The organism is Cedecea sp. Ae19-4 (assembly GCF_059801165.1).
Window position 1 is genome coordinate 2,651,725 of the sequence record NZ_JBCHWG010000001.1, and the last position, 13,351, is coordinate 2,665,075.

General features: G+C 56.1%; 12 protein-coding genes. 8 read left to right on the top strand and 4 right to left on the bottom strand.

What is annotated here, in order from left to right; genetic code table 11:
* The first annotated feature begins 370 nt into the window (after positions 1-370).
* The 6 genes from AAIE02_RS12530 (at position 371) to AAIE02_RS12555 (ending at position 6,588) form a co-directional block, all read left to right on the top strand.
* A complete protein-coding gene (locus AAIE02_RS12530) occupies positions 371-1,408 on the top strand; it encodes an isopenicillin N synthase family dioxygenase (protein WP_498532615.1) in 1,038 nt (345 codons plus the stop codon).
* Positions 1,409-1,437: 29 nt separating this feature from the next.
* On the top strand, positions 1,438-2,244 hold the full coding sequence (locus AAIE02_RS12535) for a MetQ/NlpA family ABC transporter substrate-binding protein (protein ID WP_498532695.1): 807 nt from the start codon (positions 1,438-1,440) through the stop codon (positions 2,242-2,244).
* Positions 2,241-3,032 (top strand): methionine ABC transporter ATP-binding protein, encoded by a 792-nt coding sequence (locus AAIE02_RS12540; RefSeq protein ID WP_008460326.1) that lies wholly within the window; start codon positions 2,241-2,243, stop codon positions 3,030-3,032. Before AAIE02_RS12535 ends, AAIE02_RS12540 begins: the two co-directional genes overlap by 4 nt.
* Positions 3,029-3,688, top strand: coding sequence for a methionine ABC transporter permease (locus tag AAIE02_RS12545; protein ID WP_498532696.1), 660 nt, complete (start codon positions 3,029-3,031; stop codon positions 3,686-3,688). Before AAIE02_RS12540 ends, AAIE02_RS12545 begins: the two co-directional genes overlap by 4 nt.
* Before the next feature lie 202 nt (positions 3,689-3,890).
* A complete protein-coding gene (locus tag AAIE02_RS12550) occupies positions 3,891-5,141 on the top strand; it encodes an oligosaccharide MFS transporter (protein ID WP_166990588.1) in 1,251 nt (416 codons plus the stop codon).
* Between the two features lie 4 nt (positions 5,142-5,145).
* Complete coding sequence (locus AAIE02_RS12555) at positions 5,146-6,588, top strand: glycoside hydrolase family 32 protein (RefSeq protein ID WP_498532616.1); 1,443 nt, start codon at positions 5,146-5,148, stop codon at positions 6,586-6,588.
* Here the strand turns inward: AAIE02_RS12555 and AAIE02_RS12560 are convergent.
* Positions 6,583-7,578 carry a LacI family DNA-binding transcriptional regulator gene (locus AAIE02_RS12560; RefSeq protein ID WP_498532617.1) on the bottom strand — a complete coding sequence of 332 codons (996 nt, stop codon included), beginning with the start codon at positions 7,576-7,578 and terminating at the stop codon, positions 6,583-6,585. The genes AAIE02_RS12555 and AAIE02_RS12560 overlap by 6 nt on opposite strands.
* 43 nt (positions 7,579-7,621) lie before the next feature.
* On the bottom strand, positions 7,622-9,022 hold the full coding sequence (locus AAIE02_RS12565) for a PTS transporter subunit EIIC (protein WP_166990579.1): 1,401 nt from the start codon (positions 9,020-9,022) through the stop codon (positions 7,622-7,624).
* 279 nt (positions 9,023-9,301) lie between these two features.
* On the opposite strand from AAIE02_RS12565, the gene AAIE02_RS12570 reads away from it, so the two are divergent.
* Entirely contained in the window at positions 9,302-10,501 is a 1,200-nt protein-coding gene (locus AAIE02_RS12570; RefSeq protein WP_008460333.1) for an enolase C-terminal domain-like protein, read from the top strand.
* Here AAIE02_RS12570 and AAIE02_RS12575 read toward each other — a convergent pair.
* A complete protein-coding gene (locus AAIE02_RS12575) occupies positions 10,498-11,211 on the bottom strand; it encodes a GntR family transcriptional regulator (RefSeq protein WP_336982004.1) in 714 nt (237 codons plus the stop codon). The genes AAIE02_RS12570 and AAIE02_RS12575 overlap by 4 nt on opposite strands.
* A 106-nt stretch (positions 11,212-11,317) precedes the next feature.
* Between AAIE02_RS12575 and pdeB the strand changes: the two genes are divergently transcribed.
* Complete coding sequence (gene pdeB, locus AAIE02_RS12580; RefSeq protein WP_336706743.1) at positions 11,318-12,877, top strand: cyclic di-3',5'-guanosine monophosphate phosphodiesterase PdeB; 1,560 nt, start codon at positions 11,318-11,320, stop codon at positions 12,875-12,877.
* On the opposite strand, the gene AAIE02_RS12585 is transcribed toward pdeB, so the two are convergent.
* Entirely contained in the window at positions 12,878-13,348 is a 471-nt protein-coding gene (locus tag AAIE02_RS12585) for a 2TM domain-containing protein (protein ID WP_008460336.1), read from the bottom strand.
* Positions 13,349-13,351 lie beyond the last annotated feature (3 nt).

Sequence of the window (13,351 nt, forward strand, 5' to 3'; positions counted from 1 at the left end):
ACCTGGGGGTAGAAAGCGAAACGCTTAGCAACCTCTTCGGCATAAAACCCATAAACTTAACTGCCGCCATAACTTAACTGCTCGTTAACTATTTCTAAATGTAATTAAGCCTCAGTGAAATCCATAAGTTACCCCTATTCATTGAAATATTTTGCAATGATTAGACTTTTCTCGTTTCCGCAAATGCTTAGAACCCCACCGGGTCATACCTTAGAAGATAACAATATTGGGCGAGGTTTTTTGATTGCGGCAAGGTAAGCGCTAACGCTACCCGACCGTATCCAGAAGGACATTGCCATGATGCTGTGCCGCTGTTGTGCCGAACTCAACCCGACCGCCTTTTCTAAGACTTTATTGACCGGAGTAAACTATGAGCACCAATCCAGGCCTGGCACTGCCGATTCTTGACCTTTCCCAGCTGAGCGGCAGTGAAACTGACCGTTCAGCCTTCCTCAGCCAGCTGCGCTACGCCGCGCGAGAAATTGGCTTTTTCTACCTGATCAACCACGGTATCAGCCCTGACCTGCAGCAGGCGGTCCAGGACGAAGCCCGCAGCTTCTTTGCCCTCCCCGACGATGAAAAACAGCAGGTGGCGATGATCCATTCGCCGCATTTCCGTGGCTACAACCGCGCCGCCAGCGAACTTACCCGCGGCCAGCCCGACTGGCGCGAACAGTTTGACCTCGGCGCAGAACGCCAGGCATTGCCGCCGGATGAATATGCCCCGGCGTGGCGTCGCCTGCAGGGGCCAAACCTCTGGCCGACCGCCAGGCCAGAACTCAAGCCCACGCTTTTACGGTGGCAAAGCGAAATGACCGCGGTAGCGTTAAAACTGCTGCGCACCTTTGCCGAAGCCCTTAGCCTGCCGGCCGATGCCTTTGACGACCTTTACGGCAACCTGCCCAACGAACACATCAAACTGATTCGCTATCCTGGGCAGTCTGCCACGCAGAGCAGCCAGGGCGTGGGCGCTCACAAAGACTCCGGCTTCCTGAGCTTCCTGCTGCAGGACGAGAAAAAAGGCCTGCAGGTCGAAGTCTCGCCGGACAACTGGGTCGATGCCCAGCCGCTGCCGGGCAGCTTTGTGGTCAATATTGGCGAACTGCTGGAGCTGGCCACCAACGGCTACCTGCGCGCTACCGTTCACCGCGTAGTTTCTCCTCCTCAGGATGAAGAACGCCTGTCCATCGCCTTCTTCCTCGGCGCACAGCTCAACGCCGTGGTGCCGGTTTATCAGCTCCCGGAATCGCTGGCCCGCGAAGCCCTGGGGCCAGAAAGCGACCCGCAAAACCCGCTGCTGCGCGACGTGGGCTGGAACTATCTGAAAGGCCGCCTGCGCTCACACCCTGACGTGGCGGAGTGTTATTACCCGGATGTCCTTCGTAACAGCAGTGAACTGATCGCTTAATAACACATTAAAACAAAAGGAAAATAATGATGAAAAAGACCGCTTTTAAATTGGCTGGCGTTGCGCTGTCACTGTCTCTGACTTTCGCGGCACAGGCCGCAGATGCGCTGCGCGTCGCGGCAGATCCGGTCCCGCATGCGGAAATCCTCGCCTTTGTGCAAAAACTCGACCCTAATCTCAAGCTGAAGGTCGTCGAACTGAGCAACGGCGTTAACGCCAACGAACTGCTGGCGAACGGCGACGTCGATGCCAACTACTTCCAGCATGTGCCTTATCTACGTGACCAGGAGAAAGCGCTCGGCAAGAAATTTGTCGTTGCCGCCACGGTACATATCGAACCGCTGGGCATCTACTCACACAAATACAAAGACCTGAAATCCATCCCGGAAGGCACAACCATCGCGGTACCGAACAACGTCACCAACCTCAGTCGTGCCCTTTACCTGCTCCAGGACAAAGGCCTGATCACCCTCAAACCGGAATTTAAGGACGCCGCCACCAACCAGGCAACGCCCAAAGACATTGCCAGCAACCCGAAGAAGCTGAAAATCCTGGAAGTTGAATCCCCGCAGATTCCCCGTTCGCTGGATGACGTAGGCCTGGGCGTGATCAACGGCAACTATGCGCTGGAAGCCGGACTCAGCCCGGCCAAAGACTCCCTTGGCCTGGAAAGCGCCACCCATAACCCTTACGCCAACATTCTGGTCACCAACCCGAATCTGGAAAACGACCCACGCATCAAACAGCTGGCGAAAGATCTTGAATCCCCTCAGGTGGCCGAGTTCATTCGCAAGCAGTACAACGGCTCGGTGATCCCGGTAGAGACTAAGTCATGATCGCCCTTGAGCGGCTGAGCAAAGTGTACGCCGGAGAAGGCCGACCGGCGCTGGATGACATTAACCTTGTGGTCCCGGATGGCGCTATTTACGGCATTCTGGGCCGCAGCGGCGCCGGGAAAAGTACGCTTATTCGCTGTCTCAACCTGCTGGAGCGGCCCACCTCGGGCCGCATTATCATGAATGACCGGGACATCACCACTTTTAACCAGCGCGAGCTGCGCCAGCACCGCCAGCGCACCGGCATGGTGTTCCAGCATTTCAACCTGATTCACGCCCGCAGCGTGGAGGACAACGTTGCCGTGCCGCTGGAAATCTCCGGCACACCGCGTGAGGCTCGCCAAAAGCGCGTTGCCGAGCTGCTGAATCTTGTGGGCCTGAGCGACAAAGCCAAAGCCTTTCCGTCCCAGCTTTCCGGCGGGCAAAAACAGCGCGTTGGCATTGCCCGGGCGCTGGCCGCCCACCCGGAAATCCTGCTCTGCGATGAGGCCACCAGCGCGCTGGATCCTGACACGACCGCGTCAATTCTGGCCCTGCTGGCGGACATCAACCGCCAGCTTGGGCTGACGATCGTACTGATCACCCATCAACTGGAAGTCGTCAAAGCCATCTGCGATCACGCGGCGCTGCTGGAGCACGGCCAATTAATCGAAAGCGGCCCGCTGTCTGAACGATTAGTCGACCCGTTCTCCAGGTTACGCACTTCGCTGCTGCACGACGCAGAGGCCGAACGCGAGTTCTTACGCCGCCACGGCGTGGAAGGGAGAGTCTTATGCGAAGTAGCATGAGTTGGGAAGATCTTTGGCCGCTCCTGCTGGACGGCACCCTCGACACGCTTTACATGGTGGGCCTGGCCGGGCTGTTTACCGTACTGATTGGGCTGCCGCTCGGCGTCCTGCTGTTCCTGACTCGCCGGGATGCGGTATTGCCCGCGCCCCGCCTGAATCATGTACTCGGCAGCATCATTAACGTGGGGCGCTCGTTGCCGTTTATTGTCCTGCTTATCGCGCTGATCCCGCTGACCCGCATTATCGTCGGCACCACGCTCGGCAGCACTGCCGCTGTGGTGCCCATCACCATCGGCGCCTTCCCCTTCTTCGCCCGCGTGGTCGAAAGCGCGCTGGATGAGGTAGACAAAGGCCGGATTGAAGCCATTCTGTCGATGGGCGGCAACGCCTGGCATGTGGTGAGTAAAGTGCTGCTGCCCGAGGCGCTCCCTGCCATTCTGGCGGGCATCACGCTGACAATAGTGATGCTGATCGGCTTCTCTTCAATGGCCGGTGTTATCGGCGGCGGCGGTCTGGGGGACCTGGCGATTCGCTACGGCTACCAGCGCTTTAACAACCAGGTCATGGTCGGGACCGTCATCATCCTGATTGTAATGGTGCATCTGGTGCAAAGCCTCGGCGATCATTTAGTTCGCCGCCTGGCCCATCGCCGCTGATCCGCCCTGATGAACGCCCGATGCTCTGCATCGGGCCTCCCTCTAATTTCCCTCTTTCGCTGATGATCCAATCTGGATCACAAAACCACATTGTTAACGTTAACTATTGCGATTAACATCACATTTATGAAGCTTACGCTCTTCTCCCAGCCAAAAGTTAACGTTAACAATACAGTCATTCAAGCATTCAGAGACTGCACACATGGCACTGACCAAACGCAATAAACACCACTATCTGATCCTGAGCGGGCTGCTGTTTACCTTTTTCTGGACCTGGTCATCGGCGTTTTCACTGATCGCCCTCTGGCTGAACCAGAAAATCGGCCTGAAAGGAGCGGAAACCGGGCTGATCTTCTCCATCATCGCCTTTACCGCCCTGTGTGCCCAGCCGCTGTACGGCTTTGTTCAGGACAAACTGGGGCTTCGTAAATCGCTGCTGTGGGTGATAGGCGTCCTGCTTCTGATAAGCGGCCCCTGGTTTATCTTCGTCTGCACGCCCTTGCTCCAGATAAATATTGTCGCAGGTGCTATCAGCGTCGGGCTTTATGTCGGGGCAACCTTCTTCGCCGGGATTGGTGCGCTGGAGTCCTATACCGAGCGCGTCAGCCGCATCGTTGGCTTTGAATACGGCAAGTCACGCATGTGGGGCTCTTTAGGCTGGGCTGGCGCTACATTTTTTGCCGGGCTGCTCTTTAATCTCGATCCACAGCTGAATTTTTGGATGGGTAGCGCCTCTGCCTGCCTGTTTCTGCTGTTGCTGTGGCGCATGCGCGATATGCAACCTAACGCCCTCAGCGAACTGGAATACGGCAAAGCCAGCGCCCTTACGCTGACCGATGCCTTCGGGCTGCTGAAGCTCTCTCGCTTCTGGGCGCTGGTCCTTTTCGTTTGCGGCGTCAGCGTCTACAACGTATACGATCAGCAGTTCCCGGTTTATTTCGCCTCGCTGTTCAACGACGTACAGCGCGGCAACGAAATGTTTGGTTTTCTCAACTCTTTCCAGGTCTTTCTGGAAGCGGGCGGAATGTTTCTCGCCCCAATGCTGGTTAACCGCATCGGGGCCAAACGCGGGTTGCTGCTCAGCGGCCTGATCATGGCGATGCGTATTTTTGGCTCCGGGATGGCAAGCGATCCGCTGACCATCTCCTGCATGAAGCTATTGCACGCCGTTGAGCTTCCTATCCTGCTTATTTCAATGTTTAAGTACATCACCACGCAGTTCGATCAGCGACTCTCCGCCACGCTGTATCTGGTGGGCTTCCAGTTTATAACGTCAATCTGTGCCACCGTACTTTCTCCACTGGTAGGGCGCGGCTACGACCAGCTAGGCTTCGCGGACACCTACATGATTCTGGCCGGACTGGTTCTGGCACTCACGCTGATATCCGCTTTTCTGCTCAAAGACTCAACCCCCGGGAACGAACATCCTTCTTTAAATCTGACCACCAGGTAATGCTATGAATACCCCACTGAACAAGGCTCAATCCGCCTTAGAAACTCTGCAAACAGCGCGCGGCAACGCCTTTTATCCGCTCTATCATCTGGCCCCACCCGCGGGCTGGATGAACGATCCTAACGGCCTGATTTATCACAATGGGCTTTACCACGCCTTCTATCAGCACCACCCGTTCGATCAAAACTGGGGGCCAATGCATTGGGGGCATGCCACCAGCCGGGATATGGTTCGCTGGGAACATCAGCCCATTGCGCTGGCGCCGGGGGACGAATGGGATCGCGATGGCTGCTTCTCCGGCAGCGCGGTGGACGATAACGGCGTGCTCTCGCTGATTTACACCGGGCATATCTGGCTGGAAGGTTCGGGCAATGACAGCGCTATACGCCAGGTGCAATGCCTCGCCACCAGCGAAGACGGGGTTCACTTTAAGAAACAAGGCGTCATTCTCACCCCACCGCCCGGCATCATGCATTTCCGCGATCCGAAGGTATGGCAACAGGAGGGCACCTGGTGGATGGTCATTGGTGCCCGGGACGAGCACGATCGAGGCAAAGTATTACTTTATCGAGGCAATTCACTTCGTGAGTGGCAGTTAGATCGCATTCTCGCAGAAGCCAACGCGGATATGGGTTATATGTGGGAATGCCCGGATTTCTTTCCGCTCGGAAACAGCCAGATCCTGATGTTTTCCCCGCAGGGCATCAAGGCTAAAGGCCTGGCTTATCAGAACCTGTTCCAGAGCGGCTATTTACGTGGGCGATGGCAACCGGGGAAAGGCTTCACCGTTTATCAGCCGTTTGAAGAGATGGATCACGGCCACGATTTTTACGCCCCGCAGTCCTTTGTCGCCGAAGATGGCCGCCGCATCGTGCTGGGATGGATGGACATGTGGGAATCTCCCATGCCTTCTAAACGCGAAGGCTGGGCGGGTTGCCTTACCGTGCCGCGCGAGCTGTGCGTGATGCCAAACGGCAAACTCTACCAAAATCCGGTTCACGAACTGGCAACGCTCCGCACCGGGGAGCAATTAGTGCTGCCCTGCGTGCTGGACACGCAAGAGTTGATGCTGCACCCGAATGCAGAAGCCGTGGAGTTAGAGATAGCCTGGGAAGCCGGGCAAAGCACGGCTGAACGCTACGGTATTCGCCTTGGACAGGGTTGTGAGCTGTTTGTCGATGCGTTGACGCAGCGTCTGGTGCTGTCACGCGGCTATCAGGACGCGCAGTTGGACGGCGATCGCAGCGTGCCGTTATCGGAAAACGGCGACCTGCATCTGCGGATTTTTATCGATCGCTCTTCCATCGAAGTCTTTGTTAACCAGGGCGAATATTGTCTCAGCAGCCGCCTCTACCCGCAGCCTGGGGAACGTCAGCTGGAACTGTTTGCCAGCCACGGGAAAGCCTTATGCCGGGGCGGCACGCTGTGGCAATTGAACGCGCTATAGCGAAACGCGCTTGACCAGCGGGCAAGGCAGCCGCTGGATGCCGCTGCGGGTCAACCCGTCAATTAAATGCAATGCCGCCTGGCGACCAATCGCGTCATGCGGCAACTGAACCGTCGTCAGCGGCGGAAGGAACAAATCACCGATCCCTATCTGATTATCGAATCCAAGCACAGCCACCTGCTCAGGAATTGCCACGCCCTGCGCCAACAGCGTCTGCCAGGCCACAAAAGCGATGCGGTCATTACCGCACACCAGCACATCGAAATCCGCTTTTCCCTGCTGGCAATGTGCCAGAACAAGCCCAGCCAATTCAGGATAATGGCTATCGCCCCACTGCATGTGATACTGCATCACAGTCTCAACGTCGAGCCCGGCTTCGCGCCAGGCCTGCTCAAATCCATCCTGACGAGAACGGCTGGCAAGCGCTTCTTCGGGCAGCCACAGGCAAAGCGGACGGCGGTATCCCCGCTCAATCAGATGGCGAGTGGCCTGGTACTGCCCGTTAAAATCATCCGGAATGTAACTCGGTAAATCAGCATCATCACTAATACAGTTGGCCAGCACCACCCGGTGGTTTTTTAGTACCGCAGGGAGCTCAACGTGCCGCAGCCCCATCGAGGTAAAAATGATGCCGTCCGGCCGCTGGGCCAGGAGTTGATTCACTGCCCGCTCGGCGTCGCCAGCAGAAAGGATATTAATGAGAAAACTGTTCCAGCCTCGCTCACGTGCAGTCTGCTCAATGGCCAACAGTATTTCTACAGAATAGGGCGTGGTGGCGGTGTCCAGTGCCAGAATACCGATTGTCGATGCTTTAACGCCTTTGCTTCGAATCTTCCTGGCGGAATAGTCCGGCACATAATTCAGCTCATCAATGGCCCGCTGTACCCGCTCCCGGGTCGCCGGGCTAACGTGTTCAGCCTGATTAATGACCCTGGAAACGGTCATCAGCGACACGCCCGCCAGGGTTGCAACATCTTTCAGAGAAGCCATATCCAATCATTCAGCACGAGAGAAAAACCGATAGTAGCGGTTTTTACACGCTTTTTCTCGACGAGAATGCGTTTGTCTCTTTCTCACGCACCAGCACGGTGGTCAGCGCGAAAGAAAGTCCCAGCGCCAGCGCCACGCCCAGCAGGGCAAAGATAAAGTACGGCCCAATATAAGCGGGCAGACTAAAAATGCTCGACAGAATATAGCCGTACAGCCGCACGCCGAAGAACGCGATGAAGGCCGACGCAATCGAACTGGCAACCGTGGCGGCAATAAACGCTTTCTTGTAGCGGGTTAACACGCCAAACAGCGCCGGTTCGGTAATCCCCAGCAGCGCGGAGATCCCGGCAGAGAGCACCACCGAACGATCCGCCTTCGACTTGCTCTGCCGCCAGATGGCAAACGTCGCCCCGGCGATAGCCATGTTGGCCATAAACATCATCGGCATCAGCATGTCATAGCCGCGATCGGTAAAGTTCTGCAGTGCAATCGGCGTCATGGCGTGGTGCATTCCGGTCAGAATCGCTATCGGGCGAATTGCGCCCACCACCAGCCCGGCGAAGCTCGCGGAAATCCCGAACAGCCCTTCAATAAACCAGGCCAGCCCTTTCCCCAGATAAATCCCCAGCGGGCCGATCACCACCAGCGCCACCAGCGCGGAGATGAATAACGTCAGTGTCGGGGTGAACACCGTTTTCAGCACGTCAGGCATGATGCTGTCCACCCAGCGGTGGATGTAGCTCAGCGCCAGCACCGAGAAAATAACCGGGATCACGCTGGAGGCGTAGTTAAACACCGAAACCGGGATCGCATTCAGAAAATAGAAAGCATCCACCGCGCCCGCCTGATGCGCGGCCAGCGCTTTCGCCGCCTCAATCAGCGACGGATACATGAAGCAGGCCGCCACCGCCGCCGCGAGGTATTCGTTAGTTTTAAACATTCTTGCCGCGGAGATCGCGAGGAAAAACGGCAGGAAATAAAACACGCCGCTGGCGATGAGATCGATAACGATCACCGTATCGCTTTTGGCCGAAATCAGCTTGAGCGCCACCAGCCCGGCCAGCAGGCCTTTGATCATCCCCGCCCCGGCTATTGCCGGGACAATCGGGCCAAAAACGCCGGAAACCGTGTCCATAAACAGCGACACCAGACTCTTACGCTCTTTCTTGCCAGTAGAAGCGGCAGGTGCCTCTTTTGCGCCGCCAAGCAGCGCAGTCAGTTGCTCATACCAGCTGTTCACCTGTGGGCCGATGATTATCTGAAACTGATCGCTTTGTGTCTGTGCGCCCAGCACGCCGGGCAGCTTTTTGATCTCCGCCTGGTTCACTTTATTATCATCAATTAAATCGAAACGCAGACGCGTCATGCAGTGCCAGACTTTATTAATATTATCCGTCCCGCCGACCAGACGAATAATAGAAGCAATGACGTCACGACTCCCCATGAATAACTCCCCGGTGTTGGTTTATTGTTATGTGTTGCTGCGCCGATGGTAGAGAATAGAAAAATCAAAAACAAACCAATGAAACATGACAATCGTCACAAATAGCCAAAACAAAAGAACAAGAACAGCAATTGGTACGGTTTTATGGCCTTTAAAAGTGAAATAACTGACCAATAAAAAAGAGTCAAAAAAGCGTTTACCCGAAGAGAAAAATAGGGTGATAGTAATAGCAGAATTTAATTCACTGTGTTTATCTCAGCCTGACGGTGGAGCTTTCTCGTGCTACCCACAATTATCGAAAATATTGAATGTTTTATTACTAAACCGGACCGGCACAACCTGGTCACGGTCCGCGTCACCACTCACAAAGGCGTCACCGGCCTCGGCTGCGCCACCTTCCAGCAGCGGCCGCTGGCGGTAAAAACCCTGGTCGATGAATACCTCAAGCCGCTGTTAATTGGCCGCGACGCCAACCACATTGAAGACCTGTGGCAGATGATGACCGTCAACGCCTACTGGCGAAACGGCCCGGTCATGAACAACGCCATCGCCGGCGTGGATATGGCGCTGTGGGACATCAAAGGCCAGCTGGCGAATATGCCGCTTTACCAGCTTTTGGGCGGCAAATCGAAGGATGCCATCGCCGTTTACAGCCACGCCGCCAGTGAAACGCTTGCAGGGCTTTATCAGGAAGTGGATAAGCTGCTGGCGCAAGGATACCGCTACATCCGCTGCCAGCTGGGGTTCTATGGCGGCACGCCTCAGAGTATGCACCAGACCAAAGATCCCACGCCCGGCGCGTATTACGACCAGGACGAATACATGGCTAACACGGTGGAAATGTTCCGCGCATTGCGTGAGAAATACGGCCACCGCTTCCATATCCTGCACGACGTTCACGAGCGGTTATTCCCCCAGCAGGCCATTCAACTGGCGAAAGCGCTGGAGCCTTACCAGCCGTGGTTTATCGAAGATATTCTGCCGCCGCAGCAAAGCGCGTGGCTGGAACAGGTGCGCCAGCACTCCTCCGTGCCGCTGGCGATGGGCGAACTGTTCAACAACCCGGCGGAATGGCATGACCTGATCGTGAACCGCCGCATCGATTTTATTCGCTGCCACGTTTCGCAGATCGGCGGGATCACCCCGGCGCTAAAACTGGCGGTGCTCTGCCAGGCCTTTGGCGTGCGCCTCGCCTGGCACGGGCCACCGGACATGACGCCGATTGCGGTTGCGGTGAATACGCACCTGAACATTCACCTGCATAACGCGGCGATTCAGGAGTTTATTCCCGTCAAAGAGAACACCGCCGCCGTCTTCCCCGGCTCCCCGGCTGCGGAAAAAGGCTATATGTATCCTCTGGAAAAATCGGGCATTGGCGTGGGGTTTGACCAGCAGCAGGCTGAACGCTTCCCGGTGGAATATCGCCCGCACGAATGGACGCAAAGCCGTCTGCCCAACGGCGCGATCCACACGCCTTAAGACGTTTTACGGCGGGCGAGATTAGCGTGGTTGAAGGGGATAACGTAGGTGCAGGAATAGTTGATATCGACGATATCGCTGATCTCAAACACCCGTCCCCCATCCAGAATGCCGCGATTACTGATTTGCATCGCGGGCTGGCCCTTCTTGCATTCGAGCAGCTGGGCCTGTTCTTTATTGACCGCAACGGCCTGGTAGCGGGTCAGTAAATGCGAAATACGAAACCCCTTGCTCAGGACATATTGCTGCAAAGAGCTTTCTATCGCCTTCTGGTTGAGGTCGGGGAAATCTTTAGCCGGCAGGCGCGACGTTTCAATCTGTACTTTCTGGCCATCCACCAGGCGCAGGCGGCAAAACTGCCAGATAAACTCCCCGGCGCCAAGGCCAAAAACCTGCTGTTCGTCGCGGTCGGGCAGCTTTTTATGCAGGCTAATCAGCCGAAACGTAATGCGGTCGAAAGACTTTTCGGTAATCGAGTTATACACCAGCGGACTGCTGCGGGCCTGCTCGTTAATCCAGATCCCGGACCCTTGAATAATGGAAACCACGCCAATGCTGACCAGTTTTTCCAGCGCCTGTCGAATGGTAAAGCGTGAAACCCCATATTCTTCGGCCAGCTGCCGCTCAGGCGGCAATTTGCGCGGGCCAGATTCGCTGTGCTGATAAATTTTGCTCAGTAAATCCTGGGTCACAAAGTCTTTCTTTTTCATCGCGGGCTCCTAACCTTTGCGCTGAAACATAACATTCCTGTGCCCGGTGAACTATGCTGGCAGGTAAATTATCCCTGACATTTACCCCTTACGCCGGAACCCACTTATGACAAGCCAAAAAAGGGTCACCCTCGTCAATGGCGTACTGATCGTGGCAGTGCTGCTGCCCATCTTGCTTAGCATTTATCTGGCCCATAACAAAGCCGAGAAAAACTTCCATAACGAGCTTGAAAATTACGCCGATCGTGGGATGGTCCGCAGCGACAAAGTTATTAGCCAGGCCAACATGGCGCTCAGGCAAATCAACGCTTTTCGCGGCCAGCACTGCTCTGCCAGCCATCTGGATGCCATGCGCCGCGTCGCTTTTGATTATCTCTACATCCAGGAAGTCGTCTATCTCGTCGGCGACCGGGCCGTATGCTCTTCCCTTGAAGCAGCACACCATGGCATTAAGCTTGGCCCACCCGATACGCAAAGCACACGGGGCTTCTTCGCCTGGTACACCGACGTCACCGATCTGGGTTTTCAGCGCCCAATGATATACATCGGTAACCAGGATCATGTGGTGGTTATCGATCCGCAGGCCTTCATTGACGTCATTCCTCTTGGCAATACGCCGGTCAACGTTGCCCTGGTTGGCCTGGCGCGTAATCGACTGATTGCCAGTAACGCCGGGTTGCCCAACAACAGCTGGGAAAGCCAGGTAGCAAAGGGCGTGACAACTTACTCCGACGGGAAAAACGACTATGTCATTCTCCGCTCTCCGGCGTCCGGGTTGGCCCTGATAACCTGGGCGTCCAGTGCCCCGCTGCAAACGGCCTGGTATAAGCAACTGGTCATCTGGCTGCCAATAGGTATTCTCGTTAGCCTTAGCGCAGGCTGGTTCATCACTCGCCTGCTGCGCCGTCTTGAATCCCCGCAGGCGCGTATTCAGGACGCCATCAGAGGCCGGGAATTTAGCCTCGAATATCAGCCCATCGTTGATTTAAAAACCGGTGAAGGCGTAGGTGCAGAAGCGCTGCTTCGCTGGCGCTTACCGGACGGGAGTTTCATCAGCCCGGACATCTTCATTCCCATTGCCGAGCAGACCGGGCTTATTTCGCAGATCACCGAGCTGGTGATTAAAAAGACTTTCGCCGATCTCGGTGACTGGCTGCACGCCCACCCTCGGCACCATATTTCAATCAATCTCTCCCCGAGCGACGTGCTTAACGACAGGGTGCTGCTGGCCATCAGGCCGCTGCTGCTGAAGTATCAGGTCAAAGCGGAACAAATAGCGCTGGAGATTACCGAGCGAGGCTTTGCCAACCCTAAGGTGAGCGCCCCGATTGTGGCGAAATACCGCGAAGCGGGTCATCCTATCTATCTGGATGACTTTGGCACCGGCTATTCCAGCCTCAGCTACCTGCAGGATCTCGACGTTGATATCCTGAAAATAGACAAATCGTTCGTTGACGCGCTGGAGTACAAAAACGTCACGCCGTACATCATTGAAATGGCGAAAACGCTTCATCTGGCAACGCTCGCCGAAGGGATTGAAACGGCGGCGCAGGCGGCGTGGCTGCGGGAACACGGCGTCGCCTGGGGGCAGGGCTGGCTTTACAGCAAAGCCCTGCCAAAACAGGCTTTTATCGACTGGATTGCCCGCAACCGCATTGTGAACTGATCACTTCCGCAACAGCTGCTGGAGGCGCTGCTGCTGGCGTTTCTCCAGCCAGCCCTTCAGCAGGAACAGGCGCAGGCCGCCCATTACCAGCAGCGCGCCCCAAATCAGCGTTGCCCACTGGAACCAATAGTGGCCCGGCGAAGTCAGCCAGTTAATAACGGCCAGGCCGGTACACACAATCGCCCACACCAGCACGGAACGGTAGAAGCGATACTCGCGAGCCACGCGGCGCTTAGCTTCAAGAATGCGCGTATTGAGCGCATCCTCAGGTTCACCGTCCGGCTCATTGTCGTCGTATAAATCCGTCACCTTGAGATCGAACGCCGCCGCAATCGCGCTCATGGTTTCCAGGCTTGCCTGGCCGCCATTTTCAATACGCTGAATAGTTCTGACGCTCAGGGAAGAGAGTTCGGCCAGCTGCTCCTGGGACCAGGCGCGGGACAAACGCAACGCTTTAATGTTGTTACTCATGGC

Bases quoted from the DNA above. Each gene is read 5' to 3' on its own strand.
- AAIE02_RS12530 (WP_498532615.1), top strand. From the start codon at position 371: ATGAGCACCAATCCAGGCCTGGCACTGCCGATTCTTGACCTTTCCCAG.
- AAIE02_RS12535 (WP_498532695.1), top strand. From the start codon at position 1,438: ATGAAAAAGACCGCTTTTAAATTGGCTGGCGTTGCGCTGTCACTGTCT.
- AAIE02_RS12540 (WP_008460326.1), top strand. From the start codon at position 2,241: ATGATCGCCCTTGAGCGGCTGAGCAAAGTGTACGCCGGAGAAGGCCGA.
- AAIE02_RS12545 (WP_498532696.1), top strand. From the start codon at position 3,029: ATGAGTTGGGAAGATCTTTGGCCGCTCCTGCTGGACGGCACCCTCGAC.
- AAIE02_RS12550 (WP_166990588.1), top strand. From the start codon at position 3,891: ATGGCACTGACCAAACGCAATAAACACCACTATCTGATCCTGAGCGGG.
- AAIE02_RS12555 (WP_498532616.1), top strand. From the start codon at position 5,146: ATGAATACCCCACTGAACAAGGCTCAATCCGCCTTAGAAACTCTGCAA.
- AAIE02_RS12560 (WP_498532617.1), bottom strand. From the start codon at position 7,578: ATGGCTTCTCTGAAAGATGTTGCAACCCTGGCGGGCGTGTCGCTGATG.
- AAIE02_RS12565 (WP_166990579.1), bottom strand. From the start codon at position 9,022: ATGGGGAGTCGTGACGTCATTGCTTCTATTATTCGTCTGGTCGGCGGG.
- AAIE02_RS12575 (WP_336982004.1), bottom strand. From the start codon at position 11,211: ATGAAAAAGAAAGACTTTGTGACCCAGGATTTACTGAGCAAAATTTAT.
- pdeB (WP_336706743.1), top strand. From the start codon at position 11,318: ATGACAAGCCAAAAAAGGGTCACCCTCGTCAATGGCGTACTGATCGTG.
- AAIE02_RS12585 (WP_008460336.1), bottom strand. From the start codon at position 13,348: ATGAGTAACAACATTAAAGCGTTGCGTTTGTCCCGCGCCTGGTCCCAG.